Source organism: Pseudomonas sp. 6D_7.1_Bac1 (assembly GCF_025465945.1).
Lineage (GTDB): Bacteria > Pseudomonadota > Gammaproteobacteria > Pseudomonadales > Pseudomonadaceae > Aquipseudomonas.
The window spans coordinates 130151-152732 of record NZ_JANLNW010000035.1 but is presented as its reverse complement, the minus strand read 5'-3'; the positions used below and the strand labels follow the sequence as shown (position 1 = coordinate 152732).

At 60.3% G+C, this 22582-nt stretch carries 19 protein-coding genes; 12 read left to right on the top strand and 7 right to left on the bottom strand.

The window, feature by feature from the left end; genetic code table 11:
* The first annotated feature begins 64 nt into the window (after positions 1-64).
* Positions 65-1216 carry an MFS transporter gene (locus NTD87_RS10030; protein ID WP_262113620.1) on the top strand — a complete coding sequence of 384 codons (1152 nt, stop codon included), beginning with the start codon at positions 65-67 and terminating at the stop codon, positions 1214-1216.
* Between the two features lie 44 nt (positions 1217-1260).
* On the opposite strand, the gene NTD87_RS10025 is transcribed toward NTD87_RS10030, so the two are convergent.
* Complete coding sequence (locus NTD87_RS10025; protein WP_262113619.1) at positions 1261-2703, bottom strand: PLP-dependent aminotransferase family protein; 1443 nt, start codon at positions 2701-2703, stop codon at positions 1261-1263.
* A gap of 178 nt (positions 2704-2881) precedes the next feature.
* Between NTD87_RS10025 and NTD87_RS10020 the strand changes: the two genes are divergently transcribed.
* Positions 2882-3127, top strand: a complete 246-nt coding sequence (locus NTD87_RS10020) for a DUF1127 domain-containing protein (RefSeq protein ID WP_262113618.1) — start codon at positions 2882-2884, stop codon at positions 3125-3127.
* 142 nt (positions 3128-3269) lie between these two features.
* On the opposite strand, the gene NTD87_RS10015 is transcribed toward NTD87_RS10020, so the two are convergent.
* The gene (locus NTD87_RS10015) at positions 3270-4583 is read right to left on the bottom strand and encodes an NAD(P)/FAD-dependent oxidoreductase (protein ID WP_262113617.1); all 1314 of its coding nucleotides are present in this window, start codon (positions 4581-4583) and stop codon (positions 3270-3272) included.
* A gap of 149 nt (positions 4584-4732) precedes the next feature.
* Here NTD87_RS10015 and NTD87_RS10010 point away from each other — a divergent pair, with 149 nt between their 5' ends.
* Positions 4733-5086 (top strand): YkgJ family cysteine cluster protein, encoded by a 354-nt coding sequence (locus tag NTD87_RS10010; RefSeq protein WP_063342142.1) that lies wholly within the window; start codon positions 4733-4735, stop codon positions 5084-5086.
* Between the two features lie 162 nt (positions 5087-5248).
* On the opposite strand, the gene NTD87_RS10005 is transcribed toward NTD87_RS10010, so the two are convergent.
* Positions 5249-5737, bottom strand: coding sequence for an Lrp/AsnC ligand binding domain-containing protein (locus tag NTD87_RS10005; RefSeq protein WP_003177284.1), 489 nt, complete (start codon positions 5735-5737; stop codon positions 5249-5251).
* Positions 5738-5893: 156 nt separating this feature from the next.
* Here NTD87_RS10005 and dadA point away from each other — a divergent pair, with 156 nt between their 5' ends.
* The 6 genes from dadA (at position 5894) to NTD87_RS09975 (ending at position 12160) form a co-directional block, all read left to right on the top strand.
* On the top strand, positions 5894-7198 hold the full coding sequence (gene dadA, locus NTD87_RS10000) for a D-amino acid dehydrogenase (RefSeq protein WP_262113615.1): 1305 nt from the start codon (positions 5894-5896) through the stop codon (positions 7196-7198).
* Entirely contained in the window at positions 7170-7523 is a 354-nt protein-coding gene (locus NTD87_RS09995; RefSeq protein WP_262113614.1) for a RidA family protein, read from the top strand. Before dadA ends, NTD87_RS09995 begins: the two co-directional genes overlap by 29 nt.
* 232 nt (positions 7524-7755) lie before the next feature.
* The gene (gene alr / locus NTD87_RS09990; protein WP_262113612.1) at positions 7756-8829 is read left to right on the top strand and encodes an alanine racemase; all 1074 of its coding nucleotides are present in this window, start codon (positions 7756-7758) and stop codon (positions 8827-8829) included.
* Between the two features lie 127 nt (positions 8830-8956).
* On the top strand, positions 8957-9505 hold the full coding sequence (locus NTD87_RS09985) for a cupin domain-containing protein (protein WP_262113611.1): 549 nt from the start codon (positions 8957-8959) through the stop codon (positions 9503-9505).
* A gap of 182 nt (positions 9506-9687) precedes the next feature.
* A complete protein-coding gene (locus tag NTD87_RS09980) occupies positions 9688-10104 on the top strand; it encodes a c-type cytochrome (protein ID WP_262113628.1) in 417 nt (138 codons plus the stop codon).
* 133 nt (positions 10105-10237) lie between these two features.
* Positions 10238-12160, top strand: a complete 1923-nt coding sequence (locus NTD87_RS09975) for an acetyl-CoA hydrolase/transferase C-terminal domain-containing protein (protein ID WP_262113609.1) — start codon at positions 10238-10240, stop codon at positions 12158-12160.
* A 130-nt stretch (positions 12161-12290) separates the two neighbouring features.
* On the opposite strand, the gene NTD87_RS09970 is transcribed toward NTD87_RS09975, so the two are convergent.
* Together NTD87_RS09970 and rep are read right to left on the bottom strand one after the other, a co-directional pair.
* Positions 12291-12863 (bottom strand): xanthine phosphoribosyltransferase, encoded by a 573-nt coding sequence (locus tag NTD87_RS09970; protein WP_262113607.1) that lies wholly within the window; start codon positions 12861-12863, stop codon positions 12291-12293.
* 57 nt (positions 12864-12920) lie between these two features.
* Positions 12921-14930, bottom strand: coding sequence for a DNA helicase Rep (gene rep / locus NTD87_RS09965; RefSeq protein WP_262113605.1), 2010 nt, complete (start codon positions 14928-14930; stop codon positions 12921-12923).
* Positions 14931-15195: 265 nt separating this feature from the next.
* Between rep and NTD87_RS09960 the strand changes: the two genes are divergently transcribed.
* Positions 15196-16869 carry a putative bifunctional diguanylate cyclase/phosphodiesterase gene (locus NTD87_RS09960; RefSeq protein WP_262113603.1) on the top strand — a complete coding sequence of 558 codons (1674 nt, stop codon included), beginning with the start codon at positions 15196-15198 and terminating at the stop codon, positions 16867-16869.
* A gap of 123 nt (positions 16870-16992) precedes the next feature.
* On the opposite strand, the gene NTD87_RS09955 is transcribed toward NTD87_RS09960, so the two are convergent.
* Positions 16993-18390, bottom strand: coding sequence for a NorM family multidrug efflux MATE transporter (locus NTD87_RS09955; protein WP_262113601.1), 1398 nt, complete (start codon positions 18388-18390; stop codon positions 16993-16995).
* A gap of 158 nt (positions 18391-18548) precedes the next feature.
* Between NTD87_RS09955 and NTD87_RS09950 the strand changes: the two genes are divergently transcribed.
* Both NTD87_RS09950 and NTD87_RS09945 read left to right on the top strand, forming a co-directional pair.
* Positions 18549-19469, top strand: a complete 921-nt coding sequence (locus NTD87_RS09950) for a LysR substrate-binding domain-containing protein (protein ID WP_262113600.1) — start codon at positions 18549-18551, stop codon at positions 19467-19469.
* A 153-nt stretch (positions 19470-19622) separates the two neighbouring features.
* On the top strand, positions 19623-20837 hold the full coding sequence (locus NTD87_RS09945; RefSeq protein WP_262113599.1) for an aldose 1-epimerase family protein: 1215 nt from the start codon (positions 19623-19625) through the stop codon (positions 20835-20837).
* 6 nt (positions 20838-20843) lie between these two features.
* Here the strand turns inward: NTD87_RS09945 and NTD87_RS09940 are convergent, their stop codons facing one another.
* Entirely contained in the window at positions 20844-22337 is a 1494-nt protein-coding gene (locus NTD87_RS09940) for a YifB family Mg chelatase-like AAA ATPase (protein ID WP_262113598.1), read from the bottom strand.
* Between the last annotated feature and the right edge of the window lie 245 nt (positions 22338-22582).

Genomic DNA, 22582 nt, shown 5'->3' with positions numbered 1-22582 from the left:
GCGAGCAGGCTCGCTCCCACAGTGCTTTGCGCTGTACATAAATATATCCACAGGAGCGTGGAAAATGCGTTGGGCGACTTATTTCGCCGTGTTGGCGTCTGTCCTGAGTGTCGGCCTGGCCCTGGGTGTCAGCATGCCGCTGGTGTCGTTGCGTCTGGAAAGCTGGGGTTACGGCTCGTTTGCTATCGGCGTGATGGCAGCGATGCCGGCGATTGGCGTGCTGCTGGGGGCCAAGGTCTCAAGCCATCTGGCGGCACGTTTCGGCACGGCCAACTTGATGCGTTTGTGTCTGTGGGCCGGGGCGTTTTCCATCGGTTTGCTGGCGCTGTTGCCGAGTTACCCGATCTGGCTCGTGTTGCGCCTGATGATCGGGGTGATCCTGACCCTTGTGTTCATCCTCGGCGAGAGCTGGATCAACCAGTTGGTGGTCGAGCAATGGCGCGGGCGACTGGTGGCGCTGTATGGCAGCGCCTATGCCCTGAGCCAACTGTCCGGACCGTTGCTGCTGGGCGCGCTGGGCGCGCTGGGCACCGACAACGATTTCGGTTTCTGGGTCGGTGTCGGCTTGCTGGTGACGTCGCCGTTGTTGCTGTTGGGCCGTAGCGGCGCGCCGACCAGCGAAGCGTGTAGTGTGACGTTCAGTGACCTGCTGGGCTTTTGCCGTGGCTTGCCGGCGATTGCCTGGGCAGTGTCGTTGTTTGCGGCCTTCGAGGCGATGATCCTGACCTTGCTGCCGGTGTATTGCCTGCGCCAGGGCTTCACCGCTGAAATCGCTCTGGCGATGGTCAGCACCGTGGTGGTTGGCGATGCCTTGCTGCAGTTGCCGATTGGGGCACTGGCGGATCGGTTGTCGCGGCGTACCTTGTTTGCCGGTTGCGCGGTGATCCTGATGCTGTCGAGCCTGGCGATTCCGCTGCTGATTGAGACGTTGCTGATCTGGCCGCTGTGGGTGTTGTTCGGCGCCAGTGCCGGCGGCTTGTTCACCTTGTCGCTGATTCTGATCGGCGAGCGTTACCGCGATGATGCATTGGTGCGAGCCAATGCCCACATCGCGCAACTGTGGGGTATCGGTTGCCTGATCGGCCCGTTGGCAGCCGGCGCTGGCAGCCAATGGATCAGCGGGCACGCGTTGCCGTTGCTGATGGCGGCGGGGGCGTTTGGCCTGGTGATCTTGCTGATGCGCCAAGGGGCGTTTGGCGCGGCGCAAGCGGCATAGTGTTTGGCGATGCTCAGTGAGTGTTCAGGCGTCGGTTGATGGCGTCATTCGTCCCGTTGAGTGCTGTCGTGATGCTCGGCCAGCAGCTTGATCGCCGCCGCGCCGACCTTGCGCACCGCCTCTTCAATCAGCGCTGTCGGCTTGGCCGAATAGTTCATGCGCAGGCAATTGCGGTACTTGCCCGAGGCGGAAAAGATACTGCCGACAGCAATCTGTACGCCTTGGTTGTTCAGCGCACGATTCAGTTTCAGGGTGTCGAAACCTTCCGGTAACTCTACCCAGAGCATGAAGCTGCCTTGCGGACGGCTGGCGCGAGTACCGGCGGGAAAGTAGTGGCTGACCCAATCGAGCATCAGGTCGCGATTGCGCTGGTATTGCGTGCGCATCCGCCGCAAATGCGGTTCGAAGTGCCCGCCTTTGAGAAACTCGGCGATGGCGAGTTGTGGTTGCGGCGCAGTGGAGCCGGTGGTGATGTATTTCATGTGCAGTAACCGCTCCAGGTACCGGCCCGGCGCAACCCAACCAATGCGCAGCCCCGGCGCCAGGGTTTTCGAGAACGAACTGCACAGCAGGACGCGACCATCTTCGTCGAAGGATTTGATCGTGCGTGGACGCGGGTAGGTGTAGGCCAGTTCGCCATACACGTCGTCTTCGATGATTGCCACGTCGAAACGTTGTGCCAGGGTCAGCAGCGCCCGTTTGCGCGCCTCCGGCATGATGTAGCCCAGTGGGTTGTTGCAGTTTGGGGTCAGCTGTATGGCTTTGATCGGCCACTGCTCCAGGGCCAACTCCAGCGCCTCGAGGCTGATCCCGGTGATGGGATCGGTGGGAATCTCCAGGGCTTTCATGCCCAACCCTTTGAGGGTCTGCATGGCGCCGTGAAAGCTCGGTGAGTCCACGGCAACGATGTCACCCGGCTCGCAGATTGAGCGAATGCTGGTGGACAGCGCTTCGTGGCAACCGGTAGTGATCACCAGGTCGTTGGCGCTCAGATGGCAGCCGGAGTCGAGCATCAGACGGGCAATCTGTTCGCGCAGTTCGAGGGTGCCGTAGATGTTGTCGTAATACAGTCCAGCCATGTCCTGCCGCCGACTGATCCGCGCCAACCCCCGCAGCAGAGGCTTCATGGTCGGCGAGGTGATATCCGGCATGCCGCGACCGAGCTGCACGACGTCCTTGCGCGGGACGGAGCGAATCAGCTCCAGCACCTGACCCCACTGGGAAATGTCCACCGGGCGCTGGGCTGGGCGGCCAACGACCGGCAGCTCCGGCAACTCGCGCCCGACCGGAACGAAGTAACCGGATTTCGGTTTCGGCGTCGCCAGCCCGCTGTCTTCCAGCACCCGATAGGCCTGCTGCACCGTGCTCAGGCTGACCCCGTGCTCGACGCTCAATGCCCGCACCGACGGCAGTCGGTCACCGGGGCGGTAGAAGCCCTGTTCGATACGTGTGCCGAGCAATTCGGCGAGGTTGACGTAAAGGGTCATGGTGCAGCCTCGGTGAGGAGATTCGGGGAACCAGTACAGATGGGGCAAAAATACAGGATTCAGTCGGCAAAACGGGAAATCTGTATGGAAATAATACAGGGCCTTTGAATCTGTAACGGTTTTGCTCGCCCGCGCATCATGGAACCTCTGGCAACCCAAGTAAACAGGAGCAATCAACATGAACGGCTTGAGCGATGTGCGGCTGACGTTACACAGTCAGGAACTGGTGGCAGGACAGGACAGGGGCATGCGTGCGGCCAATACCCGCAATGCCCCGTCCGGTCTCGGTCGCTGGGGACTGTTCTGGCATCGTCTGCGCACGCGCAAGGCCTTGCTTGAGCTTTCGCCTGAGCAGTTGCGCGATGTGGGATTGAGTCGTGAACAGGCGCGGGAGGAGGGGCTCAAACCGTTCTGGCAGCTTTGAGTGCTGCGGTGCCCTTTAGATCGATTCGCGAGCAAGCCCGCTCCCACAGGTATCTACAGTGAACACACATTTGTGAGCACCAGTGATCAATTGTGGGAGCGAGCCTGCTCGCGATGAGGCCGGTAAGAACACAGGCCAGCTTTCAGACCAGCTCTTTCATTCGATGCCACAACATCCCCAACGCCAACAACGGCGAGCGCAGGTACTTCCCGCCAGGGAAGGTAATGTGCGGCACCTTGGCGAACAGGTCGAAACCGCCGCTTTGCTGGCCGCTGATGGCTTCGGCCAGCAGTTTGCCGGCCAGGTGGGTGGCGTTCACCCCATGACCGGAATAGGCCTGGGCGTAATACACATTCGGCTGGTCCTTGAGTCGGCCGATCTGCGGCAGGCGGTTGGCGCCGATGCCAATCATCCCGCCCCATTGGTAGTCGATTTTCACCCCGGCCAGTTGCGGGAAGACCTCGAGCATTTTCGGTCGCATATACGCGCCGATGTCCGACGGATCGCGCCCCGAATAGTGACAGGCACCGCCGAACAGCAAGCGTCGATCCGCCGAGAGCCGGTAGTAGTCCAGTGCCACTCGCTGATCGCAGACCGCCATGTTCTGTGGCAGCAGTGCATGCGCCTGCACTTCGCTCAAGGGTTCGGTAGCGATGATGTAACTGCCGGCGGGCAGCACTTTACCGCTGAGTTCCGGGTTCAGGTTGTTGAGGTAGGCGTTGCAGCCCAGCACCAGGGTCTTGGCGCGGACCGAGCCTTGCGCAGTGTGCACCTTGACCTCGCTGCCATAGTCGATGCGGGTCACGGCTGATTGTTCGAACAGCTTCACGCCCAGTTGTTGCGCTGCCGCTGCTTCGCCCAAGGCCAGATTCAACGGGTGCAGATGCCCGGAACCCATGTCGATCAAGCCGCCGACGTAGCGGTCGGAGCCGACCACGCTGTGCATCTCATTGGCGTGCAGCAAGCGGGTGGCATAGCGATAACCGAGGCTGCGCAGTTCGGCCGCGTCTTCGGCGAACCCTTCGAGATCACGAGGTTTGTTGGCCAGATCGCAGTAACCCCAGGTCAGGTCGCAGGCAATCTGAAAATGCTCGACCCGTTGTCGGACGATTTCCACCGCTTCCAGCCCCATGAGTTTCATCTGACGGACGCCGTCGACACCGATCACATTGGCAAACTGATCGAGGCCATGACCCACCCCGCGAATCAGTTGCCCGCCATTGCGCCCACTGGCGCCCCAGCCAATCTTGCGCGCTTCAAGCAGCACCACGCTCAGGCCGCGTTCGGCCAGTTCGATGGCGGTGTTCAGCCCGGAGAACCCGCCGCCCACCACGCACACGTCAGCCAGCAGTTCGCCTTTGAGCGCCGGATGATCTGGCTGCGGCAGGCTACTGGCGGCGTAGTAAGAAGCGGTGTGCAGATGGCTCGGAACAGGTTGCTGAGTCCGGGCATTCATGTGCGTCATCCTGATTTCGGGTGTTTAGTAAATTTTACGGAGCATAAGCCGGACCTTTCGGCCCGGGCAACACCGGTCGGCTGGTGCTGTCTGGAACGAGGCTTTTAGGGCAAAATCCCACCTCGTTCACTTTCCCGGTACTTGCTTCGATGAGCTGCAACAGCCAGAAAATCCGCGCTCTTCGTCAGCAGATCCCCTCATTCGAGTGCGTGCCCGGCTGCCATGACTGCTGTGGTCCGGTGACCACTTCGCCGGAAGAAATGTCCCGCCTGCCGCGTAAGACCAGGGCTGAACAGGACGCCGCGATGGATGAATTGAACTGTGTGCACCTGGGTCCCAATGGCTGCACCGTGTATGACGAACGACCGTTGATCTGTCGGCTGTTCGGCACCACGAAGACCTTGCCGTGCCCCAACGGCCGTCGCCCGGTGGAATTGATTCATCCCCGCGTCGAGAAGCAGATTCATGAATACATGGCCAGCACCCGGCAGGTGTTGGTCTAGAAGCGGCGTTGCTTCAGGTAGACCGAGTCGCTTCAATTGCGAGCAGGCTCGCTCCCACATGGGTCCCTGCCGTACACAAACTGTGCCCACAGAAAATCTACTGTGGGAGCGAGCCTGCTCGCGATGGCGCCCACTCAGGCAACCATTTCCTCAGAGCTGACTTCAATCCGGAATCGGCAGGCTCAGGCTCTCTTTCACTTCTTCCATCACGATATAGCTCTTGGACTCGCGCACGTGGGGCAGCTTGAGCAGGATGTCGCCCAACAGTTTTCGATACGAGGCCATCTCGGAAATCCGCGCCTTCACCAGGTAATCGAAATCCCCTGACACCAGGTGGCATTCCAGTACGTGCGGCAACTTCAGCACGGCGCGTCGGAACTCTTCGAAGGTATCGCCGGATTTGTAGTCGAGGCTGATCTCGACGAACACCAACAGGCTCCCCTTGAGGTGCTGCGGGTTGAGCCGGGCGTTGTAGCCCATGATGATCCCTTCGCGCTCCAGGCGTCGCACCCGCTCAGTACAGGGTGTGGTCGACAACCCGACCTTCTCCCCCAGTTCCGTGAACGAAATCCGCCCGTCCGCCTGCAGGATGCGCAGGATATTGCGGTCGATCTTGTCCAGCTCGCGTTTGGTCTGAGTATTGGTACGCATAGGGGATGCGCCTCCGTGAAAAGGGATTTTGCCGAGAATTGTCGCCAAATATAGGTGCTTATATAGTGAAAAGCACTGGCAAATGTTTTTTACACTGCGCACATCTGTGCTTTGAACAACAAACGTCAGCGGTAAGCCGCGATGAGGGATATGAAAATGCGCGTTCTGGTCTTGGGTAGCGGCGTCATCGGTACCGCCAGTGCCTACTATCTGGCTCGGGCCGGCTTTGAAGTGGTGGTCGTCGACCGCCAACCGGCCGCTGCCATGGAAACCAGTTTCGCCAACGCCGGCCAGGTTTCGCCGGGTTATGCCTCGCCGTGGGCCGCGCCGGGCGTGCCGCTCAAAGCCATCAAATGGCTGTTGCAGCGCCACGCACCGCTGGCGATCAAGGCCACTGCCGATATCGACCAATACCTGTGGATGGCGCAGATGCTGCGCAACTGCACCGCCAGCCGTTATGCAGTGAATAAGGAGCGCATGGTCCGCCTGTCCGAGTACAGCCGTGACTGCCTCGATGAACTGCGCGCTGAAACCGGCATTGCCTACGAAGGCCGCAGCCTGGGGACCACTCAACTGTTCCGCACTCAGGCGCAGCTCGATGGCGCGGCAAAAGACATCGCCGTCCTGAAAGAGTCCGGCGTGCCGTTTGAACTGCTCGACCGCGCCGGTATTGCCCGCGTCGAACCGGCGCTGGCCAGCGTGACCGACATCCTCGCCGGTGCCCTGCGCCTGCCGAACGACCAGACCGGTGACTGCCAGATCTTCACCACGCGCCTGGCCGAAATGGCCGTGAAACTGGGCGTGGAATTCCGCTTCGGCCAGGACATTCAGCGCCTCGACTACGCCGGTGACCGAATCAACGGCGTGTGGATCGACGGCAAGCTGGAAACCGCTGACCGTTACGTATTGGCACTCGGCAGCTACTCGCCGAAGTTGCTCAAGCCGCTGGGCATCAAGGCCCCGGTGTACCCGCTCAAGGGTTACTCGCTGACCGTGCCGATTACCAACCCGGCAATGGCCCCGACGTCGACTATCCTCGACGAGACCTACAAGGTCGCGATCACCCGTTTCGACAACCGCATTCGTGTGGGTGGCATGGCTGAGATAGCCGGTTTTGACCTGTCGCTGAACCCGCGTCGACGTGAAACGCTGGAGATGATCGTCAACGATCTTTATCCTCAGGGCGGCGACCTGGCCCAGGCGAGCTTCTGGACCGGTCTGCGTCCAACCACGCCGGACGGCACGCCGATTGTCGGCGCCACACCGTTCAAGAACCTGTTCCTGAACACCGGTCACGGCACACTCGGCTGGACCATGGCGTGTGGCTCCGGCCGCTTGCTGGCTGACCTGATGGCGAAGAAAACGCCACAGATCAGTGCCGAAGGCCTCGATATTTCCCGTTATGACAAGACCAATCAGGAGTCCGAAAAAAATGTCAATCCAGCGCCAGCTCACCAATGAGCGCATGAGCCAGATCGTAGTTCACAGCGGTACTGTGTATCTGGCAGGGCAAGTCGGCGACGATATGAACGCCGGGATTGAACAGCAGACCCGTGAAACCCTCGCCAACATCGAGCGCCTGCTGGATCTGGCCGGTACCGACAAAACCAGGCTGCTGTCGGTGACGATTTACCTGAAAGACATCGATGCCGATTTCGAGGGCATGAACAGTGTCTGGGACCAGTGGCTGCCAAAGAACGTCGCACCGGCCCGCGCGACAGTCGAAGCCAAACTGTGCGAACCGGAAATTCTGGTTGAGCTGTCGGTAGTGGCTGCTCTGCCGTAGGGTCAGTACGAAAACTCGCCGAGCGGCGATCAGGCAAGGCAAAAACAGGCGAGGAAGCGGAGTTTAGGCCCCTAAATGAGCATTCCGAGCCTGTTTTTAACGCAGTCTGGTCGACGCGCAGGCAGTTTTCCTACTGAGCCTAAGTGATCCCTCTCCCGGTGCTGTTGGTTGTTCACGCCGCCAGCCAGCGCCGGTTTTTTCTTCCCCCAAGACCGCCTAGAAGTCTGCCGCCATGCGTCCTGCCCGTGCCCTGATCGATCTTCAAGCCCTGCGTCATAACTACCAACTGGCCCGAGAAGTCTCGGGGGCTCGCGCCCTCGCGGTGATCAAGGCCGATGCCTATGGCCATGGCGCGGTGCGCTGTGCCCAGGCCCTGGAGGCCGAGGCGGACGGTTTTGCCGTAGCCTGCATCGAAGAAGCGCTGGAGCTGCGCGCCGCTGGCATTCGTGCGCCGGTCCTGCTGCTCGAAGGTTTTTTCGAAGCCGATGAGCTGTCGCTGATCGTTGAGCATGATTTCTGGTGCGTGGTGCATTCGCTGTGGCAGCTCGAAGCGATCGAGAAAGCCGCGCTGAACAAACCGATCACGGTCTGGCTCAAGCTTGATTCAGGCATGCACCGGGTTGGCCTGCATCCGGCGGATTATCAGGCGGGGTACCAGCGTCTGCTGGCCAGCGGCAAGGTTTCGAAGATCGTGCTGATGAGCCACTTTGCGCGTGCCGATGAGCTTCACAGCAGCAGCGCCGCCGAGCAGGTTGCGGTGTTTGAAGCGGCGCGTCAGGGTTTGTCGGCGCAGGTCAGCTTGCGTAACTCGCCGGCGGTGCTGGGCTGGCCGCAGGTGCCGAGCGATTGGGTGCGGCCGGGCATCATGCTCTACGGCGCGACACCGTTCGAAGAAGCCAATTCCGTGGCGGCACGCTTGCAACCGGTGATGACCCTGGAATCGAAAGTCATCAGCGTGCGCGAACTGCCGGCCGGTGAGCCGGTGGGCTATGGCGCCAGGTTCATTACCCAGAAGCCGATGCGCATCGGTGTGGTCGCCATGGGCTATGCCGACGGTTATCCGCGTCACGCACCTACCGGCACACCGGTGTTGGTGGCCGGGCAGCGCAGCCAGTTGCTGGGACGGGTGTCGATGGACATGCTCTGCGTCGATTTGACCGATGTGCCGCAGGCTGGCCTCGGTTCGACGGTCGAGTTGTGGGGTAAAAACATCCTGGCCAGCGACGTAGCGATGGCCGCCGGGACCATTCCCTACCAGATATTCTGCAACCTGCGTCGCGTGCCACTGCTCTATTCCGGGAGCTGAGGCGAGCGGTCGATACCGGAAGTCGCTTTGCTGAGCGGGATTCAGACCCAAGTGTTGTAAATACTGAACGCTGTCGCCATGATAACGTTCACTATCCACACAATCTGAATCCTGGGAGGCTAATGCATTGGACGTCGGTGAACGACTGCAATCGATCCGTAAACTGAAAGGTCTTTCCCAGCGAGAGCTCGCCAAGCGCGCGGGTGTTACCAACAGCACCATTTCAATGATCGAGAAAAACAGTGTCAGCCCCTCGATCAGTTCGCTGAGGAAGGTACTTGGCGGCATCCCCATGTCCATGGTCGAGTTCTTTTCCGAAGAAATTCTCCAGGAAAAACCGACGCAGATCGTCTACAAAGCTCATGAGCTGATCGATATCTCCGATGGCGCCGTGACCATGAAACTGGTCGGCAAGGCTCATCCGAGCCGTGCTATCGCGTTCCTCAACGAGATCTACCCACCCGGCGCCGACACCGGTGACGAGATGCTCACCCATGAGGGCGAGGAAACCGGGATTCTGCTCGAAGGCCGACTGGAACTGGTGGTCGGGCTTGAGACTTTCGTGCTCGAAGCCGGTGACAGCTACTATTTTGAAAGCACCAAACCGCACCGTTTCCGAAATCCGTTCGATGCGCCTGCGCGACTAATCAGCGCAGCCACCCCCGCGAACTTCTAGGAAAAGAGGCGTCCTGCACGGATTGCAGCGATACGTGTAGCGTTATTTCGCCACACAACAAGACCCCTTCGACTTTGGGGTTGTTTCAGTGTGGCGGGCTAACCGCTATACTTGCGCCCGCCTGCGAACCGTGGCCGTGGGCGTGACTAGCCACCATTGAGGGTGTACGCGTGAACCTAATTATGAAAATGCTGGCCGCACCAGCAACCGTATTGGCCCTTTGGGCAGTCAGCGCTCAAGCGTCGACCACTGATGATATCGCCAAGCGCCTTGAACCCGTCGGCCAGGTCTGTGTGCAGGGTCAGGAGTGCAAGGGGATGGAAGTCGCTGCTTCGACCGGCGGCGGTGCCGCGAAAACCCCTGACGAAATCATTGCCAAACATTGCAATGCTTGCCATGGCACGGGTCTGTTGGGCTCACCAAAAATCGGTGATACCGCAGACTGGAAAAAACGCGCCGATAAAGAAGGCGGTACCGCTGCTGGCTTGGCGAAGGTAGCGTTGACAGGGCTCAACGCAATGCCGCCAAAAGGCACGTGCAGTGACTGCGAAGTGAAAGACCTTGAAGGCGCCATCCAGAAGATGTCCGGCCTGAAATAATCGCCATCTTCAGCGAAAGAGCCGCTTAACAGCGGCTTTTTTGTGCCTGAGATTTGAGCGCAACACTGGTCATGACGATCAGGACCCGGCAAGCTCGGACCATCTCAATTCATGGACAGGTCGGGAGCGTCTGATGGTGCAGTCGGTATCAATCGAACAGGCAGTCGATGATGTGCTCGCGCGTTTGCCCGCGCATATTCACCTCGGCATGCCGCTGGGCCTGGGCAAGCCCAACCGTTTCGTCAACGCGCTCTATCAACGCATCGCCCAACTGCCCGAGCGGCAACTGACGGTGTACACCGCGTTGAGTCTGGGGCGTCCGGCATTGGGCGACGGCTTGCAGCGGCGCTTTCTGGAGCCCTTTATCGAGCGAGTGTTTGGCGATTATCCCGAGCTGGATTTTCTCGCCGACCTGCACCGTGACAGCCTCCCGGCGAACATTCACATCGAGCAGTTCTTCATGCAGCCTGGCAGTTTGCTGCACAGCGCTTCGGCACAGCAGGACTACGTCAGCAGCAACTACAGCCACGCAGCGCGCGACATCAATGCCGCCGGATTGAATCTGGTGGCGCAACTGGTGGCCCATGATCCGCAGCAGCCGGAGCGGCTGAGCCTGAGCTGCAACCCGGACATTACCCTCGACCTGTTGCCGATGATTGCCAAGCGCCGGGCTGCCGGGGAAACCATTCTGCTGCTTGGCCAGGTTCACCGCGATCTGCCCTACATGCCGGGAGACTCGGAAGTCGAGCGCGAGGCGTTCGATCTGCTGATCGACGAGGAGGAGGGCAGCACGCTGTTTTCCACGCCGAACATGCCGGTGGGTTTTCAGGATCACTTCATTGGCCTGCATGCCAGCACCCTGGTGCGGGACGGCGGCACCCTGCAAATCGGCATCGGTGCGATGGGCGACGCGCTGACTGCTGCGTTGCTGTCACGGCAGGCGAATAACGACGGTTATCGTGCACTGCTGACGGACCTTGATGCGCATTATTGGGCGCCACTGATTAGCCGTGAAGGCGGCGTGAAGCCCTTCACCAAAGGGCTTTATGGCTGTAGCGAGATGTTCGTCAACGGTCTGCTGGTGTTGTCTGACGCAGGGATCGTGCGGCGTAAGGTTTATCCGAATATCGCCCTGCAACAGCAAGCCAATGCCGGCACTCTGGATGAATCGGCTCAGATGGGCGGGGTCTCGATACACGGCGGATTTTTCCTTGGGCCGCGCAGTTTCTATCAGAGACTGCGGGATCTGCCTCACAGCAAACTCGCCGAATTCAACATGACTGCTATCAGCTACATCAACGAGCTGTACGGCCACGAAGAACTCAAACGCTTGCAGCGCCTGGATGCACGCTTCATCAACAGCGCGTTCACCATGACCCTGCTGGGTGCCGGAGTCGCTGATCAACTGGAAGACGGGCGGGTGCTCAGCGGGGTGGGCGGGCAATACAACTTCGTCGCCCAAGGCCACGCGCTGGAAGGCGCACGTTCGATTCTGATCCTGCGCAGCTGGCGTGAGTCAGGTGGTGAAGTGAGCTCGAACATTGTCTGGGAGTACGGCCACTGTACGATTCCACGACACTTGCGCGACATTGTGGTCACCGAATATGGCATCGCCGATTTGCGCGGCAAGACCGACGCCAAGGTGATCGAAGCGTTGCTCAACATCAGCGATTCACGCTTCCAGCCAGGCTTGATCGAACAGGCGCAGAAAGCCGGCAAACTGCCGAAGGATTTTTGCCTTGATCCGCGCTTCACTGACAACAGTCCACAGCGCTTGCGGGCGATTGCTGCACGGCATCCGCAGTTGTTTGCGGAGTATCCGTTGGGCAGCGATTTCAGCCGCGAAGAGCGGGATATGTTGCGGGCGCTGAACTGGCTCAAGAGCAAGTTCAAACTCACGGAGATTCTGGAACTGGGCAAGGCCACACTGGATGCGCCGGAGCCGTCGCAGTACCCGGTTCATCTGGAACGGATGCAGCTGACGAAGCCTGTGGGGTTGAAAGAGGACTTGTATCAGCGGTTACTGCTGGCAGGCCTGAAGGCCACTGCGCAGTAACAGTTCACATAGAACAACTGTGGGAGCGAGCCTGCTCGCGATGACGGCAAAACAGTCGACATAGATGTTGAATGTAATGACCTCATCGCGAGCAGGCTCGCTCCCACAGGGGGGTATGCGGTGTGGCGGGTTATTCGATAAAGGTCACAACACCACCCGCCAGGGATTTGACCCGGGCCAGGGATTCGACGCGGTAGCCTTGCGAGTCCAGTTCGGCGCGGCCGCCCTGGAACGATTTCTCGATGACGATGCCCAGACCGGCTACGGTGGCGCCGGCCTGTTTGATGATCGAAATCAGCGCCTGCGAAGCCTTACCGTTGGCCAGGAAGTCGTCGATGATCAGCACGCGGTCGCTGCTGGTCAGGTGACGTGGGGAAATGGCCACGGTGCTTTCGGTCTGCTTGGTGAACGAGTAAACGGTCGCCGACAGCAGGTTTTCAGTCAGGGTCAGGGACTGGTGCTTGCGGGCGAAGATCACCGGCACACCGAGGTTCAGGCCGGTCATGATCGCCGGAGCAATGCCCGAGGCTTCGATGGTGACGATCTTGGTGACGCCCGAATCCTTGAACAGCGTGGCGAATTCGTCGCCGATCAGCTTCATCAGTGCCGGGTCGATCTGGTGGTTCAGAAAGGCGTCGACTTTCAGGACCTGGTCGGAAAGCACGATGCCTTCTTCGCGAATTTTCTTGTGCAGTGCTTCCACAACAGCTTCCTCTGTTGGCGCGACGAGCGCCGAAAGTAGATTAAAAAGTAGTCGATTCTAGCGCTTTAACATCGCGCGGATATCCGCCAATGCGCTATTGCCACGTACGGCTTTGACTTCGGTCGGGGTGTCGTCGTTGCCTTCCCAGGCCAGGTCGTCTGGTGGCAATTCATCGAGGAAACGGCTCGGCGAGCAGTCGATGATTTCGCCGTACTGTTTGCGCTTGGCAGCAAAGGTGAAGGCCAGGGTCTGACGCGCGCGGGTAATCCCGACGTAGGCCAGGCGCCGTTCTTCTTCGATGGTGTCGGCTTCGATGCTGGAGCGGTGCGGAAGGATTTCCTCCTCCATGCCCATGATGAACACGTAGGGGAATTCCAGACCCTTGGAGGCGTGCAAGGTCATCATCTGCACGCCTTCGGCGCCGTCTTCCTCTTCCTGCTGACGTTCGAGCATGTCCCGCAGGACGAGTTTTCCGATCGCGTCTTCGACGGTCATTTCGCCGTCTTCGTCTTTTTCCAGGGTGTTCTTCAGCGCCTCGATCAGGAACCAGACGTTACCCATGCGGTAGTCGGCGGCCTTGTCGCTGGAGCTGTTGGTGCGCAGCCAGTTCTCGTAGTCGATGTCCATGACCATGCTGCGCAGGGCAGAGATCGGGTCTTCGCCGGCGCACTGCTCACGCACCCGGTCCATGAAACGCTTGAAGCGTGCCAGACGATCCGTGAAGCGGTTGTCCAGGTGTTCGCCCAGGCCGATTTCGTCGGTGGCGGCATACATCGAGATCTTGCGTTCGGTCGCGTAGTTGCCGAGCTTTTCCAGCGTGGTCGAACCGATTTCCCTGCGTGGGACGTTGATCACCCGCAGGAAGGCGTTGTCGTCATCCGGGTTCACGATCAGGCGGAAATAGGCCATCAGGTCTTTGACTTCCTGACGTCCGAAAAAGCTGTTGCCACCGGATAGGCGATACGGAATCTGGTGATGTTGCAGCTTCAGCTCGATCAGCTTGGCCTGGTAGTTACCGCGGTAGAGGATCGCGAAATCGCTGTATGGGCGGTCAGTGCGCAGGTGCAGGCTGAGGATCTCCACGGCCACGCGCTCGGCTTCGGCGTCTTCGTTGCGGCAGCGGATCACCCGGATCTCGTCGCCGTGACCCATCTCGCTCCACAGCTGTTTTTCAAACTCGTGAGGGTTGTTCGAGATCAGTACGTTGGCGCAGCGCAGGATGCGGCTGGTAGAGCGGTAGTTCTGCTCCAGCATCACCACTTTCAAGGAGGGGTAGTCGTCCTTGAGCAGCATCAGGTTTTCCGGGCGGGCACCGCGCCAGGCATAGATCGACTGGTCATCGTCGCCCACTACGGTGAACTGGTTGCGCGTGCCGATCAGCAATTTCACCAGCAGATACTGGCTGGCGTTGGTGTCCTGGTATTCGTCCACCAGCAGGTAGCGGACTTTGTTCTGCCACTTTTCGTGGATGTCGGCGTGTTCCTGGAACAGCTTCACCGGCAGCAGGATCAGGTCGTCGAAGTCCACCGCGTTGAACGCCTTGAGCGTGCGCTGATAGTGGGTGTAGACGATGGCGGCGGTCTGTTCCTTGGGATTGCGCGCGTTTTCCAGTGCTTCGGGCGGCAGGATCAGGTCGTTTTTCCAGGCGCCGATCATGTTCTTGATCTCGTCGACGCCGTCGTCGCCCGAGTATTCCTTTTGCATGATGTCGGTCATCAGGGCTTTGACGTCGGTCTCGTCGAAAATCGAGAAGCCCGGTTTGTAGCCCAGCCGCACATGCTCCTTGCGGATGATGTTCAGCCCCAGGTTGTGGAACGTGCACACCGTCAGGCCGCGTCCTTCACCCCCCTTGAGCAAGGTGCCGACCCGCTCCTTCATCTCGCGCGCGGCCTTGTTGGTAAAGGTCATGGCGACGATGTGCTGGGCACGAATGCCGCAGCTCTGGATCAGGTGGGCGATTTTGCGCGTGATGACGCTGGTTTTGCCGGAGCCAGCACCGGCGAGCACCAAAAGAGGGCCGCCGACGTAGCTCACGGCTTCTTGCTGCCGGGGATTGAGTCGGGACATGACGGAAAAAGGAGTCGTTTGCGAAAAGGGCGGGCATTTTAACAGGATGCACAGATTCTGCTGCCTCTCTCCGACTTGTGACGCACCACGCGATCTAAATTTGCCGGTTTTGTTACTTTCCCGCAGGATGCGTGCTGAATTTGCGTCTAATGTTCGATTGAGTGCGCAACAACACAGTTTTTGATAATCAATATCATTGGTCGTTGTTTATCTACGCGTCATAATGCCCACCGCCAACATCTTTTGCAGAGTCTAGGGAGCTAGCTTGTCTACGCCTGTCGAACCCTTGCGTTTGCTGCTACTGGCCGAAGAGCCAGCGTGGGCAGCGTTGTTACGCGAGTGTCTGGCTCCTATGGGGAGCTCGGCTGTGCTGATCAGTGCACCGACCTGGGAGTCGGTGAGCAGTCTATTTGCTGACAACCGCAGTGCGGTTCTGCTGACTGTTCCATCTCTTCAACCGGAGCCGGGCCGTTGCAGCCTGCCGACGGTGCTGTTGCTCGAACATGAACCGTCAACTCCACCGGACGGTGTCAGCGACTGGCTGGTTCGCGATGTACTGGATGTGGATACATTGCGCCGTTGCCTGCGCCATGTGCGTGAGCGCGGTTTGCTGGAAAACACCTTGCAGCGCCTCGCCGAGCAGGACCCTCTGACCGGCATTGCCAACCGCCAGGGTTTTCAGACCCTGCTGGCGGCGCGTCTGGCGGAAAACGACGGCCGTGGCCTGGCACTGGGGCACCTGGACCTCGATAACTTCCGGCATGCCAACGACGCCCTCGGCCACCAGGCCGGTGACCGGTTGATCCTGCAAGTGGTCTCGCGGCTCAAAAGCCAACTGGAGGCCGGCGATCAACTGGCGCGTCTGGGCAGCGACGAATTCGCCTTGCTTATCGACACCCGCCGCGCGCCGCAACGCGCCGAGTGGATGGCCGAGCGCATCACCGAAGTCATGGCCGAGCCCTACTGGGTCGACGGCGAAAGCCTGTTGATCGGTTGCAGTCTGGGCATTGCCCATGCCCGTGCGCAGGCTGGTGCTGACCCGTTGATGTGGCACGCGCACATCGCCATGCAGCAGGCCAAAAGCACCCAAGGCTGCACCTTTCATATCTTCAATGAACGCATCAACCGCAATGCGCGCAACCTCGCTGATCTTGAAAGCGAACTGCGCCGAGCCTTGCGTCGCGATGAGCTGGAGTTGCACTACCAGCCTCGGCTGAACCTGGACGACGGGCAGATCGTCGGCCTCGAAGCGCTGGTGCGCTGGCGCCATGGCGAGCGCGGGCTGTTGCCGCCGAGCGAGTTCGTGCCGCTGGCCGAGCAGAGCGGTTTGATCGTGCCGTTGGGCTACTGGGTCATTTCTCGTGCCTTGCGCGACATGCAGGCGTTACGCGAACGCGGCTTACCGCCGCTGCACATGGCGGTGAACCTGTCGTTCCGGCAGTTCCAGGACAGTCAGTTATTGTCGACCTTGAGCCGGTTGATTGCCGAGCGCGGCGTCGAAGCGCAATGGCTGGAGTTTGAACTGACGGAAACTGCAGTGATGCGCCGCAGCGATCTGGTCAAACAGACCATGGACGCGTTGGGGCGTCTGGGCGTGCGTTTCTCTCTCGACGACTTCGGCACCGGTTTCTCGTCGTTCGTGCACCTCAACAGCCTGCCGATTGCCTTGCTGAAGATCGACAAGAGCTTTGTCGGTGGCATGGAGATGCGTGAGGAAAACCGCAAGCTGGTTCACGCCATGATCAACCTGGCCCACAACCTCAACCTGGAAGTGGTCGCCGAGGGCGTTGAAACCCCTGAACAGCTTGAGCTGCTGCGCGGCTTTGGTTGTGATCAGGTGCAGGGTTACCTGATCAGCAAGCCGTTGCCGTTGGCCGAGTTGGTTGAGTATTTGACTTTCGGTTCCAGCCAGCAGGCGATGCTGGATGTGGTGGTTTAACCCAATCTGGCGATTGGCGCGAAACCTGTGGGAGCGAGCCTGCTCGCGATAGCGGTCTGACAGTCACCTCATGGTTGAATGTCAGGTCCTCATCGCGAGCAGGCTCGCTCCCACACAGGAATCTCAGTCTGTCTGAGCAACCTCAAAACTCTGCTGTGATGACGGCTCACGCCGAATCATCCGCTTCATCTTCCATTCAAACGCCAGCGTCAGACTCACTGCCGAGCAGGCCAGCCCCAGCGCCAGTCCCCACCAAACGCCGGTCGGTCCCCAATTGAGGTGAAAGGCCATCCACCACGCAGCCGGTGCGCCAATCAGCCAATAGCACGCGAGGCCGACCAGGAACGTGGTCTTGGCGTCCTTCAGGCCGCGAATACAGCCCATGGCGATGGTCTGCGTGCCGTCGAACAGCTCGAACCATGCGGCCACCGCCAGCAGGCTCACCGCAAGGTTGATCACCTCGCGAAACGCCGGGTCGTTATGGTCCAGGAACAACCCGACCAGTGGGTTCGGCAGCAGCCAGAACACCATGGCAAACCCCAGCATCGCCACCGCCCCAAAGCCGATTCCGACCCGTCCGGCCAGACGCGCATCGAGCAATTGCCCGGCACCGTAGTGCTGGCCGATGCGCATGGTGATCGCATACGACAACCCTGCCGGAATCATGAACGCCACCGAGACGATTTGCAGGGCGATCTGATGCGCCGCCAATTGCGTGCTGCCCATGGTGCCCATGCACAGCGCGGCGAACGCAAACAGGCCAACCTCTACCGCGTAGGTGCCGCCAATCGGCAGGCCCAGACGCCACAGCTCGCGCAGGTACTGGCGGTTCGGGCGTGACAGGCCCTTGCGCAGCGGATACGCGTCGTAAGCCGGATGCCGACGAATATGCCAGGCCAGGCCCAGCGCCATGCAGTTGGCGACGATGGCCGTGACCAGGCCGATCCCCGTCAGGCCCATTTTCGGCAGGCCGAACATGCCGGTGATCAGCGCATAGTTGAGCAGGAAGTTGGCCACGGTCCCCACGAGGCTGATAACCATCACTGGCGTCGTCCGGCCGATGGCGCTGGTAAAGCCGCGCAAGGCCATGAAACTCAGGTAGCCGGGCAGGGCGAACGGCAGAATCAACAGGAACTGGCCGGCCATGTGCACGTTGCTTTCGGTCTGACCGAACATCAGCAACACCGGCTTGAGGTTCCACAACAGCAAACCCGCGACCAAGGCCATCAACCACGCCAGCCAGAGCCCGGCCTGGGTCAGCCGCGCGGCGCCTTCGATGTCACCGGCGCCCTGACGGATCGCCACCAGCGTGCCGACCGCCGCGATCACCCCGATACAGAAAATCGACACGAACGAATAGCTCGCCGCGCCCAGACCGCCACCGGCCAAGGCTTCCGGACTGAGCCGGGCCATCATCAAGGTATCGGTGAGGATCATCAGCATGTGCGCCAACTGTGAGGCGATCAACGGCCCCGCCAGCCGGAGGATGGCCCAGAGTTCGGTACGTGCTGGATGCCGCATGATCATCACGCTCGGTTGGTCTGACAAAGTGGGAAGGGCTGATTCTCGGCGCTCTCAGGCATTTGCACAAAGGGATAAAAACGATTGCTCGCATGATTAAAACTCATGCTGGCGAGTTTCTGGTAGGGTTTCAGGGTCGCGTTATAGGAGTTTTCCTGATGTCTCGTCGCCTTCCTCCGCTGTACGCCCTTCGCGCTTTCGAAGCCGCGGCGCGCCACAGTTCGTTTACCCGTGCGGCTGAAGAGCTGTCGATTACCCAAAGCGCCGTCAGCCGACATGTGCGTACCCTGGAGGAGCATTTTGCCTGTCGGCTGTTTCAGCGCAGCGGGCGTAATCTGCAACTCACCGAGGCCGCGCGGTTGCTGCTGCCCGGCGTACGCGAAGGCTTTGGTGCGCTGGAGCGGGCCTGCAATACCTTGCGTGCCGAAGATGACGTCTTGCGCATGAAAGCCCCGTCGACCCTGACCATGCGCTGGCTGCTGGCGCGACTCAGCCGTTTCCGGCATTTGCAGCCGGGCAACGAGGTGCAGCTGACCAGCGCCTGGATGGATGTCGACTCGGTGGACTTCAATCACGAACCGTTTGATTGCGCGGTGCTGCTGAGTAATGGGCATTTTCCGCCGGACTGGGAAGCCAGTTACCTGTTCTCGGAGCTGTTGATCCCGGTCGGTTCACCAAACCTGTTGAATGATCAGCCATGGAATGTCGAGCGGCTGGCCAGCACCGAATTGCTGCACCCGACCCCCGACCGTCGCGACTGGCGCAGTTGGCTGGAGCGCATGGGCCTGTCCGAGCAAGTGTCGCTCAAGGGCGGGCAGGTGTTCGATACGCTGGAGTTGGGGATGATCGCCGCTGCCCGAGGCTACGGGGTATCGATGGGCGACTTGCTGATGGTGGCCGAAGATGTGGCTCAGGGACGTTTGAGTTTGCCGTGGCCGACCGCTGTCGCCAGCGGTCTGAATTATTACCTGGTGTGGCCGAAAACTCGCCCCGGTGGTGAACGTTTGCGCCGCCTCAGCGACTTCCTCCAGGGCGAGGTCCAGGCCATGGAGTTGCCGGACGTGGAGCGCCTCGGCTGAGTCGATGTGGTCGCCGCAATGGCGGCTTTGTTAGCTGCTGATCGGGTGGGAGCGAGCCAAGTGATGGTTTGCGGTGGTTGTGCCGTTTTTAAGCTTGCTGAATCGTTTCATCAGCGCTATAAAAATTGCACAACTCCAAGAAAGGCTCTCCCCATGACCCCGCTCAAACTGCTCGTCACACTCGGCGCAATGACCGCTGCCTCCCACGTCATGGCCTGGGACTACGTGCTGCTCGACACCGACAAGGCTGCCGAGAATCTGCAGATCACCAGCCAACAGCTCGGTGTGAAAACCGACAAACCCTTCTCCGTGACCCTGCGCACCTTGCACGGTGGCCGGCAGGAGGGTGTCAGCATCGTCGACATTGATAACGGCACGATGAAACTCTCGGTAGTGCCGACTCGTGGCATGAACGTCCTACAGGCGTCGGTAGGGAATGTGCGCATGGGTTGGGATTCGCCGGTCAAGGACGTGGTCAATCCGTCCTTCATCGAACTCAACGGGCGCGGCGGACTGGGCTGGCTCGAAGGCTTCAACGAACTGGTTGCCCGCTGCGGTTACGAATGGGTCGGCCACCCCGGCATGGACAACGGCGAACTGCTGACGCTCCATGGTAGGGCCGCTAACATTCCGGCCAGCAAAGTCACGCTGCACATCGATGAAAAACCGCCCTACGCCATCAGCCTGCGCGGCGAGCTGAAAGAGCAGGCGTTCAAGAAAGTCGATTTCAAGGTGATGACCGAGCTGGTCACCGAACCCGGCAGCGTACGCTTCGCCCTCAACGACACCCTGACCAACAACGGCGACTATCCGAAGGAATACCAGGCGCTCTACCACAGCAACTTCAGCACCCCGTTCCTGGAACAAGGCGCCCGTTTCGCCGCACCGGTGAAACAGGTGTCGCCGTTCAACGACAAGGCCAAGGCGGACTTGCCCGACTGGCAAACCTACCGCGCACCGACCAAGGACTACGACGAGACGGTTTACAACGTTGTGCCGTATGCCGATGCCAAGGGCGACACGCTGACGGTGCTGCATAACAAGGCGGGCAGCCTCGGGGTTTCGGTTGGCTTTAACACCCGGCAGTTGCCGGTGTTCTCCCTGTGGAAAAACACCGATACCCAAGGGCAGGGCTACGTCACCGGTCTGGAGCCCGGCACCAGCTTTTCCTACAACCGTCATTATCAGCGGCCACTGAACCTGGTGCCGACGATTGCGGTCAAGGAGCAGAAACAGTTCCAGATCAGCTACAGCCTGCTGGCGGATAAAGGGGCTGTGGATAAGGCATTGAAGAGGGTGAGCGAGATTCAGGCTGGGCGGGAGACTGAGGTGAGGCAAACGCCGTTGGTGGATCTTCGTAAGGAGTGACGGCGATCAACTTGCTGTCGGCCGATACTGCAAAGCCTCGGCCAGGTGCTCGCGAGTGATGGCATCGACCTGCTCAAGGTCCGCCAAGGTGCGTGCCACCTTGAGCAGTCGGTGAGCCGCTCGCAGCGACAAGGTCAGCCGTTCACACGCAGTTTCCAGCCAGTTTTCATCGGTTGTGGATAACGTGCAGTGACGGCGCAGGCCGGGCAGGTCGAGAAAGGCATTGGCGCAGCCCTGACGTTGCTGCTGTCGGTCCCGTGCCTTGGCGACGATGACCGCTGCGCTGGCGGTGTCATCGCCGGGCTGTTGCGTGGGGTTGAGCGCAGTGGCTTCGCGGGCGACGGTCAAGTGCAGGTCGATTCGATCCAGCAACGGCCCGGAGAGTTTGTTGCGGTAGCGCTGGATCTGATCCGGTGAGCAACGACATCGGCCACTGGGATCGCCAAGATATCCACAGGGGCAGGGGTTCATTGCGGCGACCAATTGGAAGCGTGCAGGGAAATGCACACGATCGCGGGCTCGGGAGATGACGATCTGACCGGATTCCAGCGGCTCTCTCAGCACCTCCAGTACCTTGCGATCAAACTCCGGGAGTTCATCGAGGAACAGTACGCCGTGGTGGGCGAGGGTGATCTCCCCCGGCTGCGGTTTTGAACCTCCGCCCACCAGTGCCGGGCCGGACGCCGAATGGTGCGGCTGGCGGAACGGGCGCTGTGGCCAATGACTCAGCGGCACGTGGCTGGTGACCGACACAATGGCCGCAACCTCCAGTGCTTCCTGCTCCGCCAGTGGCGGCAACAATCCGGGTAACCGGCTGGCAAGCAGGGTTTTGCCGGTGCCCGGTGGGCCGCTGAACAGCAGGTTGTGAGCGCCCGCTGCGGCGATCAGCAAGGCGCGTTTGGCGGCGAGTTGGCCTTGCACCTCACTCAGGTCGGGATACGGCTTGCTGACGTGCAACAACCCATCGCTGACATAAGGTTCGATGGGCGTGTGGCCGTTGAAATGCGCGACCACTTCCAATAGATGGTCGACCGCAATCACCCTCAAGCCTGAAGCCAGGCAGGCCTCTTCGGCATTCGCCCGCGGTACCACCAGCATGCGCCCGGCCTTGCGCGCCGCCAGCGCCGCCGGCAACACGCCCCTGACCGGTCGAACCGCACCGGACAATGCCAACTCACCCAGAAACTCCACATCCTCCAGCGCCAGCGTCGGCACCTGAACACTCGCCGCCAGCAGCCCCAAGGCAATCGCCAGATCAAAACGCCCACCGTCCTTGGGCAAATCCGCCGGGGCCAGATTCAGCGTGATACGCCGTGCGGGGAAATCGAAACCCGAGTTGAGAATCGCACTGCGCACCCGGTCCTTGCTTTCCTTGACCGCCGCTTCCGGAAGCCCGACCAGCGTCAACGCCGGCAGCCCGTTGGCCAGATGCACTTCAACGGTGACGGCAGGCGCCTCCACCCCGACTTGGGCGCGGCTGTGGACGATGGCCAGAGACATGATCATTCCTTGAGCTTGCGAGAACCGCTTCCTGCGGTTTTTGAAGGGTAGTTGCGGCGTAGTGTTTTAGCGCTGCGACAGAGGAATCAAACTTTCGCAAGATGTTGCGAGCGTCGGGGGGATACTGAAGCACCAATTCCTGTTAGGCCTGCTCAATAGGCACTCAAAAAAACCGCCAGCCAGGCGGTTCTCTTTATCGCTGGCAAGCCAGCTTCACAAGGGAGTCGTTGCGTCTGCGAGTGGGG

Excerpts from the sequence above, each read along its gene's own strand:
- NTD87_RS10030 (WP_262113620.1), top strand. The coding sequence starts at position 65 with ATGCGTTGGGCGACTTATTTCGCCGTGTTGGCGTCTGTCCTGAGTGTC.
- NTD87_RS10025 (WP_262113619.1), bottom strand. The coding sequence starts at position 2,703 with ATGACCCTTTACGTCAACCTCGCCGAATTGCTCGGCACACGTATCGAA.
- NTD87_RS10020 (WP_262113618.1), top strand. The coding sequence starts at position 2,882 with ATGAACGGCTTGAGCGATGTGCGGCTGACGTTACACAGTCAGGAACTG.
- NTD87_RS10015 (WP_262113617.1), bottom strand. The coding sequence starts at position 4,583 with ATGAATGCCCGGACTCAGCAACCTGTTCCGAGCCATCTGCACACCGCT.
- NTD87_RS10010 (WP_063342142.1), top strand. The coding sequence starts at position 4,733 with ATGAGCTGCAACAGCCAGAAAATCCGCGCTCTTCGTCAGCAGATCCCC.
- NTD87_RS10005 (WP_003177284.1), bottom strand. The coding sequence starts at position 5,737 with ATGCGTACCAATACTCAGACCAAACGCGAGCTGGACAAGATCGACCGC.
- dadA (WP_262113615.1), top strand. The coding sequence starts at position 5,894 with ATGCGCGTTCTGGTCTTGGGTAGCGGCGTCATCGGTACCGCCAGTGCC.
- NTD87_RS09995 (WP_262113614.1), top strand. The coding sequence starts at position 7,170 with ATGTCAATCCAGCGCCAGCTCACCAATGAGCGCATGAGCCAGATCGTA.
- alr (WP_262113612.1), top strand. The coding sequence starts at position 7,756 with ATGCGTCCTGCCCGTGCCCTGATCGATCTTCAAGCCCTGCGTCATAAC.
- NTD87_RS09980 (WP_262113628.1), top strand. The coding sequence starts at position 9,688 with ATGAAAATGCTGGCCGCACCAGCAACCGTATTGGCCCTTTGGGCAGTC.
- NTD87_RS09975 (WP_262113609.1), top strand. The coding sequence starts at position 10,238 with ATGGTGCAGTCGGTATCAATCGAACAGGCAGTCGATGATGTGCTCGCG.
- rep (WP_262113605.1), bottom strand. The coding sequence starts at position 14,930 with ATGTCCCGACTCAATCCCCGGCAGCAAGAAGCCGTGAGCTACGTCGGC.
- NTD87_RS09955 (WP_262113601.1), bottom strand. The coding sequence starts at position 18,390 with ATGCGGCATCCAGCACGTACCGAACTCTGGGCCATCCTCCGGCTGGCG.
- NTD87_RS09950 (WP_262113600.1), top strand. The coding sequence starts at position 18,549 with ATGTCTCGTCGCCTTCCTCCGCTGTACGCCCTTCGCGCTTTCGAAGCC.
- NTD87_RS09945 (WP_262113599.1), top strand. The coding sequence starts at position 19,623 with ATGACCCCGCTCAAACTGCTCGTCACACTCGGCGCAATGACCGCTGCC.
- NTD87_RS09940 (WP_262113598.1), bottom strand. The coding sequence starts at position 22,337 with ATGTCTCTGGCCATCGTCCACAGCCGCGCCCAAGTCGGGGTGGAGGCG.